Annotated in this window: 19 protein-coding genes; 15 read left to right on the forward strand and 4 right to left on the reverse strand. The window is 69.8% G+C overall.

The window, feature by feature from the left end:
- Positions 1–4 precede the first annotated feature (4 nt).
- The 3 genes from aptA to ACX12L_RS05405 all read left to right on the forward strand — a co-directional run bounded on the left by aptA (position 5) and on the right by ACX12L_RS05405 (position 4,186).
- Positions 5–1,360, forward strand: coding sequence for an omega-aminotransferase AptA (gene aptA / locus ACX12L_RS05395; RefSeq protein ID WP_459261654.1), 1,356 nt, complete (start codon positions 5–7; stop codon positions 1,358–1,360).
- A 69-nt stretch (positions 1,361–1,429) separates the two neighbouring features.
- Positions 1,430–2,947, forward strand: a complete 1,518-nt coding sequence (locus tag ACX12L_RS05400; protein WP_459261709.1) for a CoA-acylating methylmalonate-semialdehyde dehydrogenase — start codon at positions 1,430–1,432, stop codon at positions 2,945–2,947.
- Between the two features lie 123 nt (positions 2,948–3,070).
- The gene (locus ACX12L_RS05405; protein WP_459261655.1) at positions 3,071–4,186 is read left to right on the forward strand and encodes a sensor domain-containing diguanylate cyclase; all 1,116 of its coding nucleotides are present in this window, start codon (positions 3,071–3,073) and stop codon (positions 4,184–4,186) included.
- 24 nt (positions 4,187–4,210) lie between these two features.
- On the opposite strand, the gene ACX12L_RS05410 is transcribed toward ACX12L_RS05405, so the two are convergent.
- The gene (locus ACX12L_RS05410; protein WP_459261656.1) at positions 4,211–5,047 is read right to left on the reverse strand and encodes a FadR/GntR family transcriptional regulator; all 837 of its coding nucleotides are present in this window, start codon (positions 5,045–5,047) and stop codon (positions 4,211–4,213) included.
- A 239-nt stretch (positions 5,048–5,286) separates the two neighbouring features.
- Between ACX12L_RS05410 and ACX12L_RS05415 the strand changes: the two genes are divergently transcribed.
- The 10 genes from ACX12L_RS05415 to ACX12L_RS05460 all read left to right on the forward strand — a co-directional run bounded on the left by ACX12L_RS05415 (position 5,287) and on the right by ACX12L_RS05460 (position 16,164).
- Positions 5,287–6,492 carry an ABC transporter substrate-binding protein gene (locus ACX12L_RS05415; protein WP_459261657.1) on the forward strand — a complete coding sequence of 402 codons (1,206 nt, stop codon included), beginning with the start codon at positions 5,287–5,289 and terminating at the stop codon, positions 6,490–6,492.
- Between the two features lie 33 nt (positions 6,493–6,525).
- Positions 6,526–7,386, forward strand: a complete 861-nt coding sequence (locus ACX12L_RS05420; protein ID WP_459261658.1) for a branched-chain amino acid ABC transporter permease — start codon at positions 6,526–6,528, stop codon at positions 7,384–7,386.
- 5 nt (positions 7,387–7,391) lie between these two features.
- A complete protein-coding gene (locus ACX12L_RS05425) occupies positions 7,392–8,375 on the forward strand; it encodes a branched-chain amino acid ABC transporter permease (protein ID WP_459261659.1) in 984 nt (327 codons plus the stop codon).
- Positions 8,372–9,151: an ABC transporter ATP-binding protein gene (locus tag ACX12L_RS05430; RefSeq protein WP_459261660.1), complete on the forward strand. Its 780-nt coding sequence runs from the start codon at positions 8,372–8,374 to the stop codon at positions 9,149–9,151. The genes ACX12L_RS05425 and ACX12L_RS05430 overlap by 4 nt, the downstream gene beginning before the upstream one ends.
- Positions 9,148–9,861 carry an ABC transporter ATP-binding protein gene (locus ACX12L_RS05435; RefSeq protein ID WP_459261661.1) on the forward strand — a complete coding sequence of 238 codons (714 nt, stop codon included), beginning with the start codon at positions 9,148–9,150 and terminating at the stop codon, positions 9,859–9,861. The genes ACX12L_RS05430 and ACX12L_RS05435 overlap by 4 nt, the downstream gene beginning before the upstream one ends.
- Before the next feature lie 13 nt (positions 9,862–9,874).
- On the forward strand, positions 9,875–11,131 hold the full coding sequence (locus ACX12L_RS05440; RefSeq protein ID WP_459261662.1) for a Zn-dependent hydrolase: 1,257 nt from the start codon (positions 9,875–9,877) through the stop codon (positions 11,129–11,131).
- Positions 11,128–12,594, forward strand: coding sequence for a M81 family metallopeptidase (locus tag ACX12L_RS05445; RefSeq protein WP_459261663.1), 1,467 nt, complete (start codon positions 11,128–11,130; stop codon positions 12,592–12,594). The genes ACX12L_RS05440 and ACX12L_RS05445 overlap by 4 nt, the downstream gene beginning before the upstream one ends.
- A 147-nt stretch (positions 12,595–12,741) precedes the next feature.
- Complete coding sequence (locus ACX12L_RS05450) at positions 12,742–15,051, forward strand: NADP-dependent malic enzyme (RefSeq protein ID WP_459261664.1); 2,310 nt, start codon at positions 12,742–12,744, stop codon at positions 15,049–15,051.
- 145 nt (positions 15,052–15,196) lie between these two features.
- The gene (locus ACX12L_RS05455; RefSeq protein WP_459261665.1) at positions 15,197–15,601 is read left to right on the forward strand and encodes a guanyl-specific ribonuclease; all 405 of its coding nucleotides are present in this window, start codon (positions 15,197–15,199) and stop codon (positions 15,599–15,601) included.
- A gap of 137 nt (positions 15,602–15,738) precedes the next feature.
- Entirely contained in the window at positions 15,739–16,164 is a 426-nt protein-coding gene (locus ACX12L_RS05460) for a barstar family protein (protein ID WP_459261666.1), read from the forward strand.
- Between the two features lie 195 nt (positions 16,165–16,359).
- On the opposite strand, the gene rsmA is transcribed toward ACX12L_RS05460, so the two are convergent.
- The 3 genes from rsmA to ACX12L_RS05475 are packed head-to-tail and all read right to left on the reverse strand — an operon-like array spanning position 16,360 to position 21,017.
- The gene (gene rsmA, locus ACX12L_RS05465; protein ID WP_459261667.1) at positions 16,360–17,127 is read right to left on the reverse strand and encodes a 16S rRNA (adenine(1518)-N(6)/adenine(1519)-N(6))-dimethyltransferase RsmA; all 768 of its coding nucleotides are present in this window, start codon (positions 17,125–17,127) and stop codon (positions 16,360–16,362) included.
- A complete protein-coding gene (locus ACX12L_RS05470) occupies positions 17,124–18,539 on the reverse strand; it encodes a peptidylprolyl isomerase (protein WP_459261668.1) in 1,416 nt (471 codons plus the stop codon). Before ACX12L_RS05470 ends, rsmA begins: the two co-directional genes overlap by 4 nt.
- Positions 18,540–18,572: 33 nt before the next feature.
- Positions 18,573–21,017 carry an LPS-assembly protein LptD gene (locus ACX12L_RS05475; protein ID WP_459261669.1) on the reverse strand — a complete coding sequence of 815 codons (2,445 nt, stop codon included), beginning with the start codon at positions 21,015–21,017 and terminating at the stop codon, positions 18,573–18,575.
- Between the two features lie 73 nt (positions 21,018–21,090).
- Between ACX12L_RS05475 and ACX12L_RS05480 the strand changes: the two genes are divergently transcribed.
- Together ACX12L_RS05480 and ACX12L_RS05485 are read left to right on the forward strand one after the other, a co-directional pair.
- Positions 21,091–22,206 (forward strand): aminoglycoside phosphotransferase family protein, encoded by a 1,116-nt coding sequence (locus tag ACX12L_RS05480; protein ID WP_459261670.1) that lies wholly within the window; start codon positions 21,091–21,093, stop codon positions 22,204–22,206.
- 67 nt (positions 22,207–22,273) lie between these two features.
- The gene (locus tag ACX12L_RS05485) at positions 22,274–22,987 is read left to right on the forward strand and encodes a 16S rRNA (uracil(1498)-N(3))-methyltransferase (protein ID WP_459261671.1); all 714 of its coding nucleotides are present in this window, start codon (positions 22,274–22,276) and stop codon (positions 22,985–22,987) included.
- Positions 22,988–23,032: the final 45 nt, after the last annotated feature.

The raw sequence follows: 23,032 nt of genomic DNA on the forward strand, positions 1-23,032 counted from the left end.
CGCCATGTCCTTTGCCGTCATCGACGCAAACACCGCCGCCATCCGCCAGGACGCCGCCTGGCTGGACGCCCACTGGATGCCCTTCACCGGCAACCGCAACTTCAAGGCCAGGCCGCGCATGATCGTGGGCGGCCAGGGCGCCTACTACACCGACGCCGAGGGGCGCAAGATCTTCGACGGCCTGTCCGGCCTGTGGTGCTCGGGCCTGGGCCATGGCCGCAGGGAGGTGGCCGAGGCAATCGGCCAGGCCGCCGCAAATCTGGACTACGCCCCCGCCTTCCAGTTCGGCCACCCGGCCTCGTTCGAGCTGGCCAACCGCATCAAGGACCTGACGCCCGCGGGCCTGGACTACGTGTTCTTCACCGGCTCGGGCTCCGAGGCGGCCGACACCTCGCTGAAGATGGCGCGCGCCTACTGGCGCGCCAAGGGCCAGGGCGGCAAGACGCGCCTGATCGGCCGCGAGAAGGGCTACCACGGCGTGAACTTCGGCGGCATCTCGGTCGGCGGCATGGTGGGCAACCGCAAGCTGTTCGGCCAGGGCGTGGAGGCCGACCACATCCCGCACACGCAGCCGCCCCTGGGCTCGTTCCAGCGCGGCATGCCGGCTACCGACGGCCGCGCGCTGGCCGACAAGCTGCTGGACGTGATCAACCTGCACGACGCCAGCAACATCGCCGCCGTGATCGTGGAGCCGTTCTCCGGCTCGGCCGGGGTGGTGATTCCGCCGGCCGGCTACCTGCAGCGCCTGCGCGAGATCTGCACGCAGCACGACATCCTGCTGATCTTCGACGAGGTCATCACCGGCTTTGGCCGCTGCGGCGGCTGGACGGGGGCCGAGGTGTTCGGCGTCACGCCCGACATCATGAACTTCGCCAAGCAGGTGACCAACGGCGCCCAGCCCCTGGGCGGCTGCATAGCCAGCAAGGACATCTACGACACCTTCATGGCCGCCGGCGGGCCCGAGTACATGCTGGAGTTCGCCCACGGCTACACCTACTCGGCCCACCCCGTGGCCTGCGCGGCGGGCAACGCGGTGCTGGACATCCTGCAAAAGGAGGACATGCCGGCGCGCGTGCGGGCGCTGGCGCCCGTGTTCGAAAACGCCGTGCACGGCCTGAAGGGCGCCAGGCACGTGCTGGACATCCGCAACTACGGCCTGGCCGCGGGCTTCACCATCGCATCGCTGCCGGGCGAGCCGGCGCGCCGCCCCTACGAGGTCGCGATGAAATGCTGGGACAAGGGCTTCTACGTGCGCTACGGCGGCGACACCATCCAGCTCGCGCCCCCCTTCATCAGCACCGAGGCCGAGATCGAGCGCCTGGCGAGCGCGCTGGGCGACGCGCTGGCCGAAACCGCCTGACACTCATTTTTGATAGCTTCCAGCGCTTGACCGATAAGCGCTGGAGGCAAATTCTTGCCTGAAAACACCATGCACAACGACAAGTCCGTCGCCTCCACCGTCGGCCACCTGATCGACGGCCAGATCGTCGCCGACACCGAGCGCACCCAGCCCGTGTTCAACCCCGCCACGGGCCAATCGACCACCAACGTGGCGCTGGCCGGCAAGGCCACCGTGGAGGCGGCCATCGCCTGCGCAGCGCGCGCCTTCCCCGCCTGGCGCGACACGCCGCCGCTCAAGCGCGCGCGCGTCATGGGCAAGCTCAAGCTGCTGCTGGAAGAACATGCCGACCAGATCGCCGCCATGATCACCGCCGAGCACGGCAAGGTGCTGGCCGACGCCCACGGCGAGCTGCAGCGCGGCATCGAGAACGTGGAATACGCGGGCTACGTGCCCGAGCTGCTCAAGGGCGAGATGAGCCGCAACGTGGGCCCGAACATCGACTCGTGGAGCGAGTTCCAGCCCCTGGGCGTGGTGGCCGGCATCACGCCCTTCAACTTCCCGGCCATGGTGCCGCTGTGGATGTGGCCCATGGCCGTGGCCTGCGGCAACTGCTTCATCCTCAAGCCCTCCGAGCGCGACCCGAGCAGCGCCCTGTTCATCGCGCAGCTGGCGCTGCAGGCGGGCCTGCCGCCCGGCGTGCTCAACGTGGTCAACGGCGACAAGCTGGCCGTGGACACCCTGCTCGCCGACCCGCGCGTGAAGGCCGTGAGCTTCGTCGGCTCCACGCCCATCGCCGAGCACATCTACGCCGAGGGCTGCAAGATGGCCAAGCGCGTGCAGGCCCTGGGCGGCGCCAAGAACCACGCCGTGGTCATGCCCGACGCCGACATCGCCAACGCCGTGAACGCCCTCATGGGCGCGGCCTTCGGCAGCTGCGGCGAGCGCTGCATGGCCGTGCCGCTGGCCGTCTGCGTGGGCGACGCAGCCGCCGACGCGCTGATCGCCGGCCTGTCGGCGGAGATCGCCAGGATGAAGGTCGGCCCCGGCACCGACGACGGCAACGACATGGGGCCGCTGGTCACCCGGCAGCATTACGAGAAGGTGAAGGCCTACGTGGACAGCGGCGTGATCGAGGGCGCCCGGCTGCTCATCGACGGCCGCGGCCTGCGCGTGGCCGGCCATGAGGAGGGCTACTTCCTCGGCCCCTGCCTGTTCGACCACGTCAGGCCCGGCATGAAGATCTACCAGGAGGAGATCTTCGGCCCGGTGCTGGGCATCGTGCGCGTGCAGACGCTGCAGGAGGCCATGCAGCTCATCGACGACCATGAATACGGCAACGGCACCTGCATCTTCACGCGCGACGGCGAGGCCGCGCGCTGGTTCACCGACCACATCCAGGTCGGCATGGTGGGCGTGAACGTGCCCCTGCCCGTGCCCGTGGCCTACCACTCGTTCGGCGGCTGGAAGCGCAGCCTGTTCGGCGACCTGCACGCCTACGGCCCCGACGCCGTGCGCTTCTACACCCGGCGCAAGACCATCACGCAGCGCTGGCCCAGCGCGGGCGTGCGCGAGGGCGCGGTGTTCAGCTTCCCGAGCAGCCGCTGATCCGCCGCGAGCAGGCCGCCGGCGCCCCTGCCGCGCACCGGCCTTGCCGGGCGCGGCCTTCGCGCATGCGGGACACGGGGCCCGCACGCCCTGCTACAGTCGCGGGCAACAAACGGCCCGCCGATGAAACTGACCCCTGAGCCCTCCCGCCGGGACGGCGTGCACTGGACGGTGCGCATGAACCGGCGCAACCGCAGCGTGTTCTACATACTGCTGTTCCTGGCCATGGGCTCGCACCTGCTGGCCACCGGCGCCCCGGCGTGGGCCTGGGCTGCGCTGGCCCTGAACTACCTCGTCTACCCCCAGGCCGCCTACTGGCGCGCACGCCGCGCGCCCGACCAGCGGCGCGCGGAGATGCACAACATGGATGCCGACATCGTCCTGGCCGGCATCTGGGTGGGCGCGCTCGGGTTTCCGCTGTGGATCACCTTCATCCTGTGCGCGTCCGGCTGCATCAACATGGTGGTGTTCCATGGCGCGCGCGGGGGCGTGCGCCTCGTCGTGTGGATGGCGGCGGGCATCGCGCTCGCGGCCACCGCGGCCCTGCCGTCGTGGCACCCCGATACGGACCTGCGCACTTCCCTGCTCTGCATGCTCGCGCTGGGGCTGTACCTCTTCGCGTTCGCGCGCGACGGCTACGACCGCGCCTTGGCGCAGCACCAGGTGCATGCGCAGCTGCGCGGGCAGTTCGACGAGATCCGCTCCCTGCAGGCGCAGCTGCGGGAGCAGGCGCTGCGCGACCCGCTCACGGGCCTGTTCAACCGGCGCCAGCTCGACGCAGCGCTGGCGCCCGCGCTGCGGCGCTGCCGCGAGCAGGGCACGCCCCTGTCGGTGCTGCTGATCGACATCGACCACTTCAAGCGCATCAACGACGCCCACGGCCACGCCGCGGGCGACTCGGTGCTGCAGGCGCTGGCCCGGCTGCTGCTGCGCCATGCGCGCCCGCAGGACCTGGCGTGCCGCCTGGGCGGCGAGGAATTCCTGCTGGTGCTGGACGGCACGCCGGTGGCCGCGGCCATCGAGCGGGCGCAGGCGCTGCGCCTGGCATTCGAGGCGCTGCGGGTGCAGTCGGCCGGCGGCGAGCTCGCGGCCACGCTGTCGTGCGGCGTGGCGGCCTTCCCCCAGCACGCGGACCAGCCCCAGGCGCTGCTTGCCTGTGCCGACCAGGCCCTCTACGCGGCCAAGGAGCAGGGCCGCAACCGCGTCGTGGCGCAGGGCAGCGCCGCCGCCGCGGCCTGATCCGCGGCGGCGCCGCGCGCCCGCTCATTCGGCGGCGGCGGTGCGCTTGCCCGGGCGCCTGGCGGCGGGCGCCGCGCGCGGGCGGCGCAGCGTGTCGGCGTCGAGGATCAGGCGGCCCTGGATGCGTCCCTTCATGCGCTTGACGCTGCTGGCCGCGTCCTGCATGTGGCGCTGCATGAGGGCGCGGACCTTCTCGGCGTCGCGCGCGCGCGCGGCCTGCACGATGTCGCGGTGGAACTGCGCGTTGGCCTCGCCGAAGCGCCGGTGCTCGGTCTGCGGCGTGCGGTTGCCGAACACGATGAGCTGGCGGATCATCTCGTTGATCAGCTCGCACGTGAAGCGCAGGAAGGGGTTGGGATTGGCCGCCGCGAGGATGTCGTGGAAGTTCACGTCCTCGCGCCGCTGGCTCAGCAGATCGCCCTGGCTTTGCGTGGGGTCGCAGCAGGCGATGCTGTGCTCCAGCGCGTCGAAGTCGGCATCGGTCAGGTGCGGCACGGCGCCCGCGGCCAACTCGGGTTCGAGCATCTGGCGCACGGTGTAGATGTCGTCGATCGTCACCTCCTGGAAGAACAGGTAGTTCTGCATGAACTGCAGCGTGCGGTCGAGCGGCACCTCGACGATGGTGCCGCCGCCCGAAGGCCCCGTGGAGATGGTGACGAGCCCCTGCACCTCCAGCGACTTGAGCGCCTCCCGGATCGTGCCCTTGCTGACCTGGAACTGCGCCTGCAGCTCGCCCTCGCGCGGCAGGCGGTCGCCGGGGCTCAGGTTCTTCTCGGTGATCAGCCGCTTGATCTCCCGGGCCACGAGATCGGAGCGCTTGAGCTGCTTGATCGCCATGGAAGACGGGTTCTGTATAGCCATTGTCGTGTTTTCTCCAGGGTATGCGGACGCGCTGCTCCCTCTGACCGGTATCGCCAGGCCAGTATGCACCGCAAGCGTGGGCGCCGCGACGGCCTTCAGGGTTTGTACGCGTCATATTCATTCTATTTGTCACTATAAATATGACCCAAGGGCGCGCGCATCTCCATGGGCTGGCACGCATCGCGCCCTGACACGAGCCGGGCCGATTGCGCCTTCACCAACCCACAACGGAGTCCCCCATGCAACGTCGCCACTTCCTGCAGCTGTCCGCACTGGGCGCATTGCCCGCATCGATGGGCCTGTCGCCCGCCGCCTGGGCCCAGGCCCAGGGATCCATCCAGTTCGGCTGCCCCGTGCCCATGTCGGGCCCGTTCGCGGCCAACGGCAAGTTCGCCGACCTGGGCACCAGGCTCGCCATCGAGCAATACGGCAAGGTGCTGGGCCGGCCCCTGGCCTGCACGCTGCTGGACACCGAGGGCAAGCCCGCCACCGCCGTGCGCAAGGTGCAGGAGGCGGCGCAGCAGCAGGGCGCACGCTTCTTCGTGGGCGGCATCCTCTCGTCCGAGGCGCTGGCCATGGGCAAGGAGGCCGAGAAGGCCGGCGGCCTCTTCATCACCACCGCGGGCGCCGACGAGCTCACGGGCACGGACTGCAACAGCGCCACCTTCCGCTGGTCGGTGCCCACCTTCGGCGCCATCGAGCAGACGGTGCGCCCGCTGCTCGACGCCAACCCGAAGGCCAGGCGCTGGTACACCATCACGCCGCAGTACGTGTTCGGCGACGGCCTGCTCACCGCCGCCAAGAACATCTTCAAGGAAAAGGGCGTCGAGCACGTGGGCAACAGCTACCACTCGCTGACAGAGAAGGAGTTCAGCGGCTACCTCACCAACGCCATGGCCGCCAAGCCCGACGTGCTGCTGCTGCTGAACTTCGGCGCGCAGTCGTCCGACACGCTGCGCCAGGCCATCAGCTTCGGCATGCACAAGAACATGACCATCCTGATCGCCTGGGCGTCGGGCCTGGAGCAGTTCGAGTCGCTGGGCGCCGACCTGTGCGACGGCGTGTACTTCGGCGCGCAGTACTGGCACACGGCCGACACGCCGCTCAACCGCGACCTCGTCAAGCGCTGCCAGGACAAGTTCAAGTCCAACCCCAACTACAGCCTGGCGGGCCACTACATCTGCACCAAGCTGCTGATCGACGGCATCGCCAAGGCGGGCTCCACGGACCAGAAGGCCGTGATCGCGGCGCTCGAAGGCATGAAGTACGACGGCCTGACCGGCGAGGAGGAAGTGCGCAAGGCCGACCACCAGGTGCTCAAGAACTACTACCTGCTCAAGGGCAAGGCCAAGTCCAAGATGAAGAACAAGGACGACTACGTGGACGTGATCAGCTCCGGCAAGTCCTTCCTGCCCGTCGACAAGACCGGCTGCAAGCTGGCCTGACCCCTGCCGCCCAGAGCGTCCCGGAACCGCCGTATGAGCATCTACCTGCTGCAGACCATCAACGGAATCGGCATAGGCATGCTGTATTTCCTGCTGGCCGTGGGCCTGTCCATCGTGTTCGGCCTGCTGCGCTTCGTGAACTTCGCGCACGGCGCCTTCTACCTGCTGGGCGCGTACTTCTGCTACCAGATGATGCGCTGGGGCCTGAGCTTCTGGCTGGCGCTGGCCGTCGTGCCGGTCGTGGTGGGCGCGCTGGGCTGGCTGACCGAAAAGCTCATGCTGCGCCACGTGTACGCCAAGCCGCACGAGTTCCACATCCTGGTCACCGTGGGCCTGGCGCTCGTGGTGCAGGAGCTCGTGATCCTGCAGTGGGGGCCGCTGGGCGACACCGTGGCCACGCCCGATCTGCTGCAGGGCGTGGTGATGTGGGGCGGCTTCGTCTACCCCAAGTACCGGCTGTTCGTGATCGGCTTCACCGCCGTGCTCGCGGTACTGCTGTGGTGGGTGCTCGAAGGCACGCGCCTGGGCAGCGCGGTGCGCGCCGGCAGCGAATCGACCGAGATGGTGTCGCTGCTGGGCCTGAACGTGTTCGGCATCTTCAGCCTGGTGTTCGCGCTGGGCGCGGCCACGGCGGCGCTGGCGGGGGTGCTGGCCGCGCCCATCCGCGGCGCCGAGCCCTTCATGGGCATCGAGGCTCTGGGCGTGGCCTTCGTCATCGTGGTCGTGGGGGGGCTGGGCAGCTTCAGCGGCGCGCTGGTGGGCGGCATTCTCATCGGCGTGGTGCAAAGCGTGATGAGCACGCTGTGGCCCGAAGGCGCGCGCATCATGATCTACGTGGCCATGGCCGCCGTGCTGCTGCTGCGCCCCCATGGCCTGCTGGGCCGCAAAGGATGATCCCCATGACCAGGCACTCCCATCTTCTTCTCGCGCTGGCCATCGTGGTCGCCATGCCGCTGTTCATGCATTCGGGCTCGCTCGCGAGCGAGGTGCTGATCTTCGCGCTGGCCGCCATGGGCTGCAACCTGCTGCTGGGCTACACGGGGCTGCTGTCGTTCGGACAGGGCATCTTCTTCGGCCTGGGCAGCTACACCATCGCGCTGCTGCTCACGCGCTGGCCCCTGCCCATGCCGCTGGCGCTGCTGGCGGCCATCGCCATGGGGGCCGCGGGCGCGGCCGTCGTGGGCTGGATCGCGATCCGCCAGCGCGGCACGTATTTCGTGATGCTCACGCTGGCGTTCGCGCAGATGTTCTACTTCATCGCCTACTCGCTGCCCGGCCTCACGGGCGGCGACAACGGCCTGCTGGACATCCCGCGCCCGTCGCTGGCCATCGCGGGCCACACGCTGTGGCCGCTGGCCTCGCCCTGGCAGTACTACGGCTTCGTCGCCGCGCTGTTCCTGGTGGCGTTCTGGCTGCTGCGCCGCGCGTGCGACTCGGTGTTCGGCCGCACGCTGCTGGCCGTGCGCGACAACGAAGAGCGCGCCGCCGCCGTGGGATACGACCTGCGCCTGCTGAAGCTGCAGGCCTTCGTGATCTCCGGCGCCGTCACGGGCCTGGCCGGGGCGCTGCATGCGATGATGACCGGCATCGCGCCCCTGTCCAACGCCGAGTACCACACGAGCGAGATGATCATCGTGATGACGGTGATCGGCGGCACCGGCAACCTGCTGGCCTCGGTGCTGGGCGCGGCGTTCTACGTGCTGCTGGGCGACTGGCTCTCCACGCTGTGGCCGCGCTGGCTGCTGCTGCTGGGGGTGGTGCTCATGGTCGTGAGCCTGGGGCTGCAGCGCGGCCTCTGGGGCCTGGGCGAGAGCCTGTGGGGCATGCTGCGGCGCAAGGGGCCGCGGCCCTCCGGCGCGGGCGCGGCGGGAGAGCACGCATGAGCGCCGCGGCATCCCCCATCCTGCTCGAAGCCCAGGGCGTCGAGAAGCGCTACGACAAGTTCGTCGCCCTGGGCGGCGTGGACCTGAAGGTGCGCGCCAACACCGTGCACTCGGTCATCGGCCCCAACGGCGCGGGCAAGACCACGCTGTTCCACATGCTCACGGGCACCAAGGGCGTGAGCGGCGGACGCATCCTGTTCGACGGCCACGACGTGACGCGCGAGCCCGACCACCGGCGCGTGCGCCGCGGCATGGCACGCTCGTTCCAGGTCACCAGCCTGTTCCTCACCCTGCCCGTGCGCGAGAACCTGCGCCTGGCCGCCCAGGGCGTGGCGCCCGCGATGGCGCTGAACTGCTGGAGCCCGCCCGTGGGCAGGCGCTCGTGCGCCGACACGGTGGCCAGCGTGCTCGCGCGCGTGGGCCTCGCGCGCCATGCCGACACGCCCGCAGGCAACCTTTCGCACGGCCAGCAGCGCCGGCTGGAGGTGGGCATGGCGCTGGCCGCGCGCCCGAAGGCCATCTTCCTGGACGAGCCGACATCGGGCATGGGCATCGACGACCTGGACGACATGAAGCGGCTGATCCAGGGCCTCAAGGACGAGCACACCGTGGTGCTCATCGAACACAACATGGGCATCGTCATGGACATCTCCGACACCATCACCGTGATGCAGCAGGGCCGCGTGCTGGCCGAGGGCCTGCCGCACGAGATCCGCGCCGACGAACGCGTGCGCAGCGCCTACCTGGGCAACATGATCACCGGAGGCAAGGCATGAGCGCAGCACCGCTTCTCTCGGTGGAGGACATCCACGCCCACTACGGCAAGAGCCACGTGCTGCAGGGCGTCTCGCTGCGCGTAGGCGATGGCGAACTCGTCACCCTGCTGGGCCGCAACGGCGCGGGCAAGACCACCACGCTCAAGTCCATCGCGGGCGTGATGCAGCCCACGCAGGGGCAGGTGCGCTTCGGCGGCGAGGCCACGCACCGGCTCGCCACGCACCAGGTGGCGCAGCGCGGCATCTGCCTCGTGCCCGAGCACCGCGGCATCTTCAAGCTGCTCACGGTGGAGGAGAACCTGATGCTGGCCCAGCGCAAGAAGTCGCCCTGGCAGCTCGACGACGTATACCGCATCTTCCCGCGCCTGAAGGAGCGCCGCGGCAACGGCGGTGGCCAGCTCTCGGGCGGCGAGCAGCAGATGCTGGCCATAGGCCGCGCGCTCATGAACGCGCCGCGCCTGCTCATGCTCGACGAGCCGGTCGAGGGCCTGGCGCCCGTGATCGTCGAGGAGATCGTGGCGCAGCTCAAGACCATCAAGGCCGCGGGCGTGTCCATCCTGCTCGTGGAGCAGAACCTGGAAGTCTGCACGCAGCTCGCCGACCGGCACTACATCATCGAACAGGGCGTGGTCGCGCACGAGGCGACGAACGCCGAATTCCTGGCCGACGCCGCCGCCCTGGACCGCTATCTAGGCGTCGGCCTGGTGTGACAAGGGGACTCTCATGGACATGCAATCTTCACCCATCGCCGCGCTGCGCATCGACGGCGCGCGCCTGTGGCAATCGCTCATGGATCTGGCGCGCATCGGCGCCACGCCCAAGGGCGGCGTATGCCGCATCGCGCTCACCGAGCTCGACCGCCAGGGCCGCGACCTGTTCGTGCAATGGGCGCGCGAGGCCGGCTGCAGCATCCGCGTGGACGCCATCGGCAACATCTTCGCGCGCCGCGCGGGTACCGACGACACCCTGCCGCCCGTGATGACCGGCAGCCACATCGACACCCAGCCCACGGGCGGCAAGTTCGACGGCAACTACGGCGTGCTCGCGGGCCTGGAGGTGGTGCGCACGCTCAACGCCGCGGGCATCCGCACGCACGCGCCCATCGAGGTCGCCGTGTGGACGAACGAGGAAGGCTCGCGCTTCGTGCCCGTGATGATGGGCTCGGGCGTGTTCGCCGGCGCCTTCACGCTGGAGCACGCGCTGGCGCAGCGCGACGCGCAGGGCGTGAGCGTGGGCGAGGCGCTCGCGGCCATCGGCTACGCGGGCGAAAGCGGCCCAGCGCACGCCGTGGGCGCGTACTTCGAGGCGCACATCGAGCAGGGCCCGGTGCTGGAGAAGCACCAGCGCGTGATCGGCGTGGTGCAGGCCGCGCTGGGCCAGCGCTGGTACGACGTGACCGTGCAGGGCATGGAGGCGCACGCGGGCCCCACGCCCATGGAGCTGCGGCGCGACGCGCTGCTGGCCGCGAGCCGCATCGTGGCCGAGGTCAACAGCATCGCCGTGGAGCGCATGCCGCACGCGCGTGGCACCGTGGGCTCGCTCGAAGTGTTCCCCAACTCGCGCAACGTGATCCCCGGCCGCGTGAAGTTCAGCGTGGACCTGCGCGCGCCCGACGACGCCCAGCTGCAGGACATGGACGCCGCGCTGCGCGCCGCCTGCGCGCGCATCGCCGCCGAATGCCAGGTGCAGGCCGCAGTGGAGCAGGTGGTGTACTTCCCGCCCCAGCCCTTCACACCGCACCTGGTGCAGGCCGTGCGCGCCGGCGCCGCCGAACTGGGCTACAGCAGCATGGACACCGTCAGCGGCGCGGGCCACGACGCCGTGTACGTGGCGCGCGTGGCGCCGGCCGCGATGATCTTCGTTCCCTGCGCCGACGGCATCAGCCACAACGAGATCGAGGATGCCGAGCCCGCCCACCTGGAGGCCGGCTGCAACGTGCTGCTGCGCGCCATGCTCGCGCAGGCAGAGGTCGCCGCATGAGGATCCTGATCGCGCGCCTCAACCACGAGACCAACACCTTCTCGCCCGTGCCCACGCCCATCGAGGCGTTCTCGCCCACCTATGGCGCCGACGCCTACCGCGCCAACAAGAGCATGCGCACGGCCATGGCCGCGTTCATCGAACTCGCCGAAGGCCTGGGCGCCACGCTGGTCACGCCCGTCTCGGCCACCGCCAACCCGAGCGGCCCCGTGCACGCCGCGGCCTACGACACGCTCACGCGTCGCATCGTCGATGCCGCGCCGGGCTGCGACGCCATCCTGCTCGACCTGCACGGCGCCATGGTGGCCGAGCACACCAGCGACGGCGAGGGCGACCTGCTCGAACGCGTGCGCGCCGCCGCGCCCGGCGTGCCCGTGGGCGTGGCGCTGGACCTGCACGGCAACGTCACCGAAAAGATGGTGCAAAACGCCGACGTGATGGTGGGCTTCAAGACCTACCCGCACATCGACATGTACGAGACCGGCGAGCACGCGGGCCGCCTGCTGCTGCAGATACTGCGCGGCGAGGCACGCTTTCGCGTGTGCTGGCACCGCCTGCCGCTCATGAGCCACACGCTGCGCAGCACCACGCTCGAAGGCCCCATGCGCGACGCCGTCGAGAACGCGCGCGCGCTGGAGCGCTCGGGCCTGCCCGCCGTATCGGTGTTCGGCGGCTTCTCGCTGGCCGACATCGAGGCGCCGTGCATGAGCGTGGTCGCCACCTGCCGCACCGAGGACGCCCCTGCCACCCAAGCCGCCGTGGACGGCCTCGCCCGGCAGATCTGGCAGCGGCGCGCCGAGTACGTGTACCGCAGCGAGCCGCTGGCCGATTCGCTGCGCCGCGCCCAGGGCCTGGCCGAGGGCGCCACCAAGCCCGTGCTGCTGCTCGACCATGGCGACAACTGCATGTCGGGCGGCACCTGCGACACCATGGACGTGCTGCAGGCGGCACTGGCGCAAGGCATGACCGGCATCGCCGTGGGGCCGCTGTGCGACCCCGAGGCCGCAGGCCGGCTGATCGCGGCGGGCGAAGGCGCCGAGGTCGAGATCGACCTGGGCAACAAGGTGCCGCTCACCAGCATCGGCCTGGCCAAGCAGCCGCTGCGCCTGCGCGGCACGGTGCGCGCGGTGAGCGACGGCAGCTACACCGTCACGGGCCCGATCTACACCGGCCAGCGCTGCCACATGGGCCGCACGGTGTGCTTCGACACGGGCGCCGCGCAGATCGTGGTGACCGAGCAGACGCACGAGCCCTGGGACCTGGGGGTGTTCCACTGCGTCGGGCTGGACCCCACGCGTTTCCGCTTCCTGCTGCTCAAGTCGCGCATGTATTGCCGGCCGGTGTTCGTGCCGCTGTCCGCCGGGCTGGTGGAATGCGACAGCCCCGGGGCCACGACCTCGGACTACGCGCGCTTTCCGTTCACCCGGGTGCACAGGCCGGTCTTCCCGCTCGACGCGCTCTGACGCCTCCTGATTGGACGCTGCCGGATCACAACTGTTTCGCCTGCGGCTGTCCCCGAGGCGACGGGCCTACAATCGGCTCCCCCTAATGTCGGCGGCGTGCCCATGCGGCGATGCGGCCGCCGCCCCTGTCTTTGCTGGAGACGCTTGATGCCCGAGAACACGGCCCCCGACACCACCGACAAACGCGCCCTGCTGCGCCGTGCGGCACTGGAATACCACGAGTTTCCCCAGCCCGGCAAGATCACCATCGCGTCCACCAAGCAGATGATCAACCAGCACGACCTCGCGCTGGCCTATTCGCCCGGCGTGGCCGCGCCGTGCGAAGAGATCGTGAAGGACCCGGCGGCCGCCTTCCGCTACACCGCGCGCGGCAACCTCGTGGGCGTGGTGACCAACGGCACCGCCGTGCTGGGCCTGGGCCACATCGGCGCGCTGGCCGGCAAGCCGGTCATGGAGGGCAAGGGAGTCCTGTTCAAGAAGTTCTCGGGCATCGACGTGTTCGACATCGAGATCGACGAACTGGACCCCGACAAGCTCGTCGAGATCATCGCCGCGATGGAGCCCACCTTCGGCGGCATCAACCTCGAGGACATCAAGGCCCCCGACTGCTTCTACATCGAGCGCAAGCTGCGCGAGCGCATGAAGATCCCGGTCTTCCACGACGACCAGCACGGCACGGCCATCGTCGTGGGCGCGGCCATCCTCAACGGCCTGAAGGTGGTGGGCAAGGATCCGAAGCAGATCAAGCTCGTGACCTCGGGCGCCGGCGCGGCGGCCCTGGCCTGCCTGGGCCTGCTGGTCAAGCTCGGCATCCCGCGCGAGAACATCTGGGTCACCGACCTGGCCGGCGTGGTCTACGAGGGCCGCACCGAGCTCATGGACGAAGACAAGGCCCAGTTCGCCCAGAAGACCGGCGCGCGCACGCTGTCCGAGGTGATCGAAGGTGCCGACGTGTTCCTGGGCCTCTCGGCCGGCGGCGTGCTCAAGCAGGACATGGTGCGCAAGATGGCCGCCAGGCCGCTGATCCTGGCGCTGGCCAACCCCAACCCCGAGATCTCGCCCGAGGACGTGAAGGCCGTGCGCGACGACGCCATCATGGCCACGGGCCGCACGGACTACCCCAACCAGGTCAACAACGTCCTGTGCTTCCCCTACATCTTCCGCGGCGCGCTGGACTGCGGCGCGACCACCATCACCACGGAGATGGAGATCGCCGCCGTCCATGCCATCGCCGAGCTGGCCCAGGCCGAGCAGAGCGAGGTCGTGGCCAAGGCCTATGCCGGCGAGCCCCTGGCCTTCGGGCCGGAGTACCTGATTCCCAAGCCCTTCGACCCGCGCCTGATGATGAAGATCGCGCCGGCCGTGGCCCAGGCCGCCTTTGATTCCGGCGTCGCGCAGCGCCCCATCGCCGACATGGACGCCTACCGCGACCACCTGCAGACCTTCGTCTATGCCTCGGGCACGACCATGAAGCCCATCTTCACGGCGGCCAAGATGGCGGCGAAGAAGCGCGTGGCCTACTCCGAGGGGGAGGAGGAGCGCGTGCTGCGCGCCGCGCAGATCGTCGTGGACGAGCGCATCGCACGCCCCACGCTGATCGGGCGCCCCACGGTCATCGCCGAGCGCATAGAAAAGTTCGGCCTGCGCCTGAAGGAAGGGCGGGACTACGACGTGGTCAACGTCGAGAACGACCACCGCTACCGCGACTTCTGGCAGACCTACCACCGCATGACCGAGCGCAAGGGCATCACGGTGCCCATCGCCAAGATCGAGATGCGCCGGCGCCTCACGCTGATCGGCACCATGCTGCTGCACAAGGGCGAGGTGGACGGCCTGATCGTGGGCACCTGGGGCCACACCACGCACCACCTGCAGTACATCGACCAGGTGATCGGCAAGCGCGCGGGCGTGGACACCTACGCCTGCATGAACGCGCTGATGCTGCCCGACCGCCAGATCTTCCTGGTGGACACCCACGTCAACTACGACCCCACGGCCGAGCAGCTCTGCGAAATCACCATCATGGCGGCCGAGGAAATGATGCGCTTCGGCCTCAAGCCCAAGGCGGCGCTGCTGTCGCACTCGAACTTCGGCAACAGTAACCAGCCCAGCGCCGTGAAGATGCGCCAGACGCTGGAGCTGCTGCGCGTGCAGGCGCCGTGGCTGGAGGTGGACGGCGAGATGCATGGCGACGTGGCGCTCAACGGCAAGGCGCGCGTGGCGCTGATGCCCCACAGCACGCTGGCGGGCGACGCCAATCTGCTGATCATGCCCAACATCGACGCCGCCAACATCTCCTACAACCTGCTCAAGACGACGGCGGGCGGCAATATCGCCATCGGGCCGGTGCTGCTGGGCGCGGGCGCCCCCGTGCACATCCTCACCCCCAGCGCGACGGTGCGGCGCATCGTGAACATGACCGCGCTCACGGTGGCGGACGCCAACGCCTCGCGGTAAATTCCCCCGCAGAGCGCAAGCAGCCCGTATTAACCCTCGTGCGCCTGCCCATTTTTTGGGCAGGCGCTTGCCTTTTGGCGGTCTTTTTGTCACACTACCGGGTCGAAATTTCGGGTTAACCCGTAGTTTCTGAAAGGTGTAGTGGATGTTGAAGGCTGTCGCCATCCGGGCGTACAAGGCAGTTGTAGCGTGTGCTCTGGGTGCGGCGGTCGTACTTGCGCCGGCTGTCGCGTCCGCGCGACAGGCCCCGGAAACTGCAGCCCCCCCTCCCATAGCGCTGGCCGACCTGCCCCCCCAGGGGCGCGCCACCTACGCGCTGATTCGTGAGGGTGGGCCGTTTCCCTACGACAAGGATGGCTCGGTCTTCGGCAATCGCGAACGGCAGCTGCCCGCGAAAAAGCGCGGCTACTACCGTGAATACACCGTGCGCACGCCGGGGGTGGCCCAGCGCGGCGCGCGGCGCATCGTCTGTGGCGGCGCTGCGCGCGCGCCCGATGCCTGCTACTACACCAGCGATCACTACACGAGTTTTCGAGAGATCAGGCAATGAACCCGGTAGCGCCCGACAGGGCAGATTTCATGGCGGAGCCGGATGGGTCGCGCCATGCGTTTTTTCATTCGCAGGCCCACTCCTACGGCCTTGCGGACATGTCGATTCGTGGACCTCTAAGAGAAAGAGCAGCGGAGATGGAAACGCCACTTCGTAAAGACCAGGAAACGCTGTTGCGCGGCGTGCGCCCCAACATCGTGCAGTCGATCCGCGCGTTCCGCGTGCACGACCTGCAGGAGACGGCGCGCGTCCTGGGCCACCATTTCCTGTACGCCAATCTGGCGCATGCCCAGTCCAAGCAGGACATCCTGGAGCTCATCGCCACGCAGTTCACGTTCCCGGCGCATTTCGGCAAGAACTTCGACGCGCTGTACGACTGCATGACCGACCCGCTGCACAAGTCGGGGCCGCAGCCGGGCTTCATCGTGGTGCTCGAACAGATCCCCACCACGGCCAAGTTCGACAAGGAAGCGCGCGAGCAGCTGCTGGACATTTTCCGCGACGCCGCCGACTACTGGGGCGACCGCAAGATCGCGTTCCGCTGCTTCTATTCTTTTCTGTAGCCCGTTCCGCAACCGCCGGCCAGGCGGAACGGGCCATCGAGGCGCACCCCGGTGCCGCTTCCCAGGCCATAGAGATAGAGATCGACGCCTCGGGCGAGAAGATGCCCACGGACAAGCTCGTGGACGTGTCGCCCCTGGCGCTGCGCATGAGCAGCCCGTTCAACGCCGGCTACTGGCTCGCCGCGGCATAAGGCATCACGCCGGCGCCAGCTCCTGCGCCAGGGCCACGTAATGTGCCACGGGCACCTCCTCGGCGCGGCGCTGGGTGTCGAAGCCTCCCGCGTAGCCGCGTCCCTCCAGCCACCGGCCCAGGGTGTGGCGCAGCAGCTTGCGGCGCTGGCTGAAGGCCACCTGCACCAGTTCCGACAATAGCGCCTCGTCCACGGCCGCGGGCCGGGCGTGGGGCAGCATGCGCACCACGGCGCTGTCCACGCGCGGCGGCGGGTCGAAGCTTTCGGGGGGCACGAACAGCACGTCCTCCATGGCGTAGCGCCATTGCAGCATCACCGACAGGCGGCCATAGGCGGCCGTGGCGGGGGCCGCGACCATGCGGTCTATGACTTCCTTCTGCAGCATGAAGTGCTGGTCCTCTATGACCTGCACGTGCGCCATCAGGTGGAACAGGATGGGCGTGGAGATGTTGTAGGGCAGGTTGCCCACCACTCTGATTTTAGGAGCTGCCAGCGCTTGCGCCACCTGCGTGAAGTCGACTTTCAGCACATCGGATTCGATGACGTCGAGCTGGCCGTGCTGGCGCAGGCGCGCGGCCAGGTCGCGGTCGAGCTCGATCACGGTGAGCCGGCCCAGGCGCTCGACCAGCGGCTGGGTCAGCGCGGCCAGGCCGGGGCCGATCTCGACCATGGGCTGGCCGGGGCGCGGCGCGATGGCGCGCACGATGGCGTCGATGATGCCGGGGTCGCTCAGGAAATGCTGGCCGAAGCGCTTGCGGGCGATGTGCTTCATTGCGGCGCTTCGCGGTATTCCACGTAGGCGCGGGCGCGCGCCTCCTGGATCCAGGTGGCGAAGGCCTCGTCGAGCTTTTTCTCGCGTACGGCGTCGCGCACCATGTCGCGCTGTTCGCGCTGCGTCAGCTTCGCCTCGCGGCGCTCGAGCAGCTGGATCAGGTGCACGCCGAAGCGCGACACCATGGGCTGGCTGATCTCGCCGGGCCGCAGCGCGTTGAGCGCCTCCTGGAATTCGGGCACGTAGCGTCCGGGCGCGGCCCAGCCCAGGTCGCCGCCGTCCTTGGCACTGCCGTCCTGCGAATACTCGCGCGCCAGCGTGGCGAAGTCGGCCTGGCCGCGCAGCACGCGCTGGCGCAGGTCTTCCAGGCGCTCGGCCGCCTGGCGCTCCGACAGCCCGGAGCCCACGCGCAGCAGGATGTGGCGCGCATGGCTTTGCACGGCCATCGTGGGCACGCCGCCCTGGCTCCGGTCCACCACCTTCAGGATGTGGAAGCCCGCGGGCGAGCGCAGCGGGCCGACGATGCTGCCCACCGCCGCCTGCTGCACGGCGCCCACGAACAGCTCGGGGTAGCGGTCGAGCGGGCGCAGGCCCAGCAGGCCGCCGCCGGAGCCCTCGGGCACATCGGAATACTCCTGCACCAGCACGCCGAAATCCCCCCCCGCGCGCAGCTTGTCCAGCACCTCCTGCGCGCGGGCCGCGCGCCTGGCCACCTCTTCGGGGTCGGCGTTCTCGGGAACCTTGACGAGGATATGGCCCAGGTTGATTTCCATCTTGCCGGGGCCGACGGTCTTCTGCTGGTCCTGCAGGTACTGGTCCACCTCCAGGTCGCTCACGCGCACGCGCGACTCCACGTCGCGCTCGCGCACGCGCAGGGCCAGCAGCTGGTTGCGCAGATCCTCGCGGAAACGCTCTTTGCTGATGCCGTCCACGGCCAGGCGCCGGTGCATCTCTTCCACGCTCACGTCGTTCTGCCGGGCCACGTTCTGCTCGGCCTGGTTGACGGCGTAGTCGTCCACCTTGATGCTGCCTTCCTTGGCGAGCTGGACCTGGATTTTTTCCAGGATCAGGCGTTCGAGCACTTCCTTGACCAGCAGTTCGTGCGGCGGCATGGCCGCGCCCTGGCTGCTCAGCTGCTGCGCCACGCGCTCGGCGCGCTGGCGCACCTCGTTGTTGGTGATGGGCTCGGAGTTGACCACCGCCACGATGTAGTCGGCCTGGCGCAGCGCGGCGCTGGGCGTGCCGGCCGGCGGCAGCAGGGTCGCCGTGGAGGAGGGCAGGCGGGGCAGCCCGGCGGCGCCCGAGGGCCGCAGCCCCTGGGCCTGCGCGGCGGGCGCCAGCGCTGCCGCGGCGGTCAGGCAGGCCAGGGCCAGGGTCGAAGCACGGTGGTTCATGGCGTGGAGGAAATTCATGGGGTAGCAAGGCTGCCGGGCGGACGCAGCATGTCAATCGTATTGGGAGAAACGGCTGGGAGTGGCCACGTCCTCGCGCAGGAGCTTGTAGCGCGGCACATACTGCCTCAGGATGGCCAGCGGGTTGGCCCCGAGCGACAGGCGCGAGAAGCCGACGAACTCGATCTGGAACATGAGCCGGGTGCTGGCCGTGACCTGGCTGCTCTGCAGGCGTTCGAGCACCACGCGGCCGATCCAGCAGCAGCTCTCGTATTCCAGGCCGACCACGGTGTCCACGAGCTTGCGGTCCTGCAGGCTGTAGTTGAGCCGGCCCACGCTGTACCAGCGGCCCGCGCGCTCCTTGCCGTCACGGCCGCCGCCCCACAGGTCGCTGAGGGGCCATTGCCAGCCCACGTCGACCTGCTCGCTGGGCACGGTGATCAGGTCGGTCACCTTCTGCATGCGGTAGGCCGCGCTCACCGTGCGGTAGCTGCCGGGCGAGTAGTGCACCCCCACCGTGGTGCGCAGCGAGCGCCCGTTCTTGGGGTTGTACTGCACCGTGGAGTCCAGGCCCCACTGCGGCGTCCAGTTGATGCCCGCGCCCAGCAGCACATCCGACAGCCGCTCGCTGGCCGGCGTGCCGCCCGGCAGGGTGACCTTCTGGTCGGCGAAGCGCAGGCGCTGGGCCACGCCCAGGCGCGCGGCCTCGGCGCCCGTCTCGGGGTGGATCAGGCGCGTGGTCACGCCCAGCGTGAGCAGGTTGTTGTCGGCGATCCGGTCGTTGCCGCCGAAGGCGTTCTCGGTGTAGATGGAGGCGAAGTTGAAGTCGTTGGCCGCCGTGTCGTACACCGGCAGCATGCTCTGGTCGCGGTATGGGGTATAGGTGTAGAAGGCGCGCGGCTCCAGCGTCTGCAGGTAGTCGCCGCCGAAGAAGCGCGCGTCGCGCTCGAACACCAGGCCGCTGTCCAGGCTGAAGGTGGGCAGCGTGCGGCTGGCCGTGCTCTGGCCGTTGGCCAGCGGCCCGTCGAATTCGTACTGCGTGGCGTGCAGTTGCAGGCGCGGCGTGACGAAGCCCGCGGGCATGAGAAAGGGCCGGCTGATCTGCGCCACGGCGTAGCTGCGCCGGCCGTTGGGCTGCGCGTAGTACCGGCGGTCCGCCTCGAAGCTCGTGTAGTCCGCCTCCACCGTCGCGTCCAGGCCGCCGCCGAGCTGCGCGGGTGCATAGCGCCAGTGCAGCTGGGGCATGCGGTCGTAGGGCGGGGTGATGGGCGCGGTCACGTCCTGCAGCGTCTGCCACTTGAGGGTGCGCAGGCTCAGCTGGTGCTCGCCGCGCGCCCAGTTCAGCGACGCCTCGCCCGGCAGCAGGCGCTGGGTGAGCTGGTTGCCGCCCATGCCCATGCCGGCCAGGCCGCTGGTGCGCGGCGAGAAGTCGCGCCAGTAGTCGTCGTCGCTCACGCGCCGCACGTTCAGGTCCAGCCCCACGTCGCCCGCGGGCGTGCCGAGCGTGGCGCGGTGGCGCACGCCATAGGCCCAGCGGTCGCGCTCGCGCAGCTGGTCGCTGGGCAGGTAGCTGGCGTTGAGCTCTCCGCTGTAGCGCGGTTCGAGGTAGCGGAATTCGCCCGCCAGCCCCACGCCGCGCCGGCTCATGACCAGGGGGGTGATGGTGGCGTCGCGGTTGGGCGCGATGTTCCAGTAGTAGGGCTGGATGTATTCCACGCCGCTCACGCTGTCCAGGCCGATGGTGGGCGGCAGCAGGCCCGACTTGCGCCGCTCCGACAGCGGGAAGCTGATGCTCCTTATGGGCAGCACGGGCATGCCCTTGAACTCCAGCATGCCGTCCTCGGCCGTGCCCACGTCCTCCGCGCGGTCCAGGCGGATGGTCTTGGCGCGGATGATCCAGTCGGGCTGCCAGCTGGCCTCGTCGGTGCGCTCGCAGGTGGTGTAGGTAGCGTCGTGCACCACCGAACGGTCGCGGTCGATGAAGTCCACGCGCGTGGCCTCGCCATGGGCCGCTGTCTCCAGGAAACGGTAGCGCGCGTCGCTGAAGAAGCCGCTGAAGGCGTCCACGCGCAGGTCGAGCAGCGTGCCGTCGTAGAGGTTGCCGGCGCGGTTGATGTGCACATGGCCGCGCGCCTTGGCGCGGTCGTCGGCCACGTCGTATTCCATCTCGTCGGCGCGGACCACGGTGTCGCCGCGGCGCAGCTCGGCGTTGCCCTCGATCGTGGCCCGGATGTCGGGCTGGCCCGTGATGCGGTCGCCGCGCACGAACACGGGCAGCTGCGAGCGGACGTCGGCGGGCAGGGTCTCCTGCAGCCGCGGGCTGGAGCGCAGCGCGGGCGGCGCCTGCCCCGGCTCCGCGGCATCCCCGCCCGCCTGGGCCAGCACGGCCAGCGGCACGCCGCACAGCATCAGGGCCGCCAGGCGCGCCAGTGGTGCGCGGCGCGCTGGCGGGGCGGACATGGTGGCGGGCAGGGCGTGGGACAAGAGGAAACGATCCATGGATTGCGCGGGTCGGCGTTGCGCCGCGGGCCACCCGGCCGGGTGGGGCCGGGTTTGTAGAATTGGATTATCCATGAGCCACCCCTCCCCCCTCTCCCCGGCCGCCGTACCCGGCGACGCCCGCGCCGTGCATTGGAACGACCCCGCCCGCCTGGCCGCCTTCGAGACCTGGCTCGCCCCGCTGGCGGCCGCGCAGGGCCTGCTGCCGGCCAGCCTGCGCCCGGCGTCGGCGGATGCGAGCTTCCGACGCTACCTGCGCCTGGACGCGCGGGACGGCGCCAGCCGCATCGTCATGGATGCGCCGCCCGACAAGGAGGACTGCCGCCCCTTCGTCCACGTGCAGGGCCTGATGCAGGCGGCCGGCCTGCCCGTGCCGCAGATCCACGCCTGGGACGAGGCCCATGGCTTCATGCTGCTGAGCGACCTGGGCGCGCAGACGGCCATAGAGCGCCTGGACCCGGCCGCCCCCCAGGCCGCCCACGCCTGGTACCTGCAGGCCGTGGACCTGCTCATCGACTGGCAGCGCGCCAGCCGCCCCGGCATGCTGCCGGCCTACGACGACGCCCTGCTGCGCCGCGAGCTGCAGCTGTTTCCCGACTGGTACATCGCGCGCCACCGCGCCATCGCGCTGGACGAAGTGCAGCAAGCCAGCCTGGCCAGGACCTTCGACGCCATCGTGGCGCAGAACCTGGCCGCGCCCAGCGTCTACGTGCACCGCGACTTCATGATGCGCAACCTCATGGTCGGCGAAGGCGGACGCCTGGGGGTGCTGGACTTCCAGGACGCCGTCCACGGCCCCGTGACCTACGACATCGCCAGCCTGCTGCGCGACGCCTTCATCAGCTGGGAAGAGGATTTCGTCATCGACATTACCGTGCGTTACTGGGAGAAGGCGCGGCGCGCGGGCATCCTCGGCGCCGCGAGCGAGAGCGGCTGGGGCGCGGACTTCGGCGAGTTCTACCGCGCCGTGGACTGGATGGCGCTGCAGCGCCACCTGAAGGTGGCCGGCATCTTCGCGCGCCTGACGCTGCGCGACGGCAAGCCCAAGTACCTGGCGGACGCGCCGCGCTTCATCGCCTACATCCGCCAGACCGCCGGGCGCTACCGCGAACTGGCGCCGCTGCTGCGCCTGGTGGACGAGATCGAAGGCACGCAGGCCGCCATGGGCTACGCCTTCGGGCGCGTCTAGTTTTACAAGCAAAAACGGCCTCCAGCGCTTGCTGGTCAAACGCTAGCAGCTACTTTTTTTGATGCACATGCCACGTTTTCACTGCCCCCTGCCCCTGGCCGCCGGCGCGCGCATCGCGCTGCCGCCCACGGCCGCGCGCCACGTGCAGGTGCTGCGCCTGCAGCCGGGCGACGCGCTCACGCTGTTCAACGGCGAGGGCGGCGAATGGACCGCCACCGTGGCGCGCATGGGCCGCAGCGACGTGGAGGTGGAGGTCGGCGCGCATGCGCCCATCGAGCGCGAGGCCGCGCGCGCCGTGCACCTCGCCGTGGGCATGCCCGCCAACGAGCGCATGGACTGGCTCGTGGAAAAGGCCACCGAGCTGGGGGCCGCCAGCATCCAGCCGATTGCCGCGGCGCGCAGCGTGCTCAAGCTTGCGGGCGAGCGCGCCGCCAAGCGCCAGCAGCACTGGCAGGCCATCGCCATCTCCGCCTGCGAGCAGTGCGGGCGCAACCGCGTTCCCGGCGTGCATGCGCCGCTGGCACTGGCCGACTGGCTGCGCCAGAGCGCCCCCGAAGGCGCGCGCCTGGTGCTCTCCCTGCGCGAAGGCGCGCGGGCGCTGCGCGAGGCCGCGGGCGGCGCGGGCGCCGTCTGGGTGCTGCACGGCCCCGAGGGCGGCCTCACGGCGCTGGAGGAAGACGCCGCGCTCGCCCAGGGCTTCGAGCCCGCGAGCCTGGGCGCGCGCGTGCTGCGGGCCGAAACGGCATCCTGTGCGGCGCTGGCCCTGCTGGGGCTGGCTTGATTCATTACAGGCTTTGCGCCACACATTTTTCGTAGGAGATGCCCC

The organism is Alicycliphilus sp. T452 (assembly GCF_054512775.1).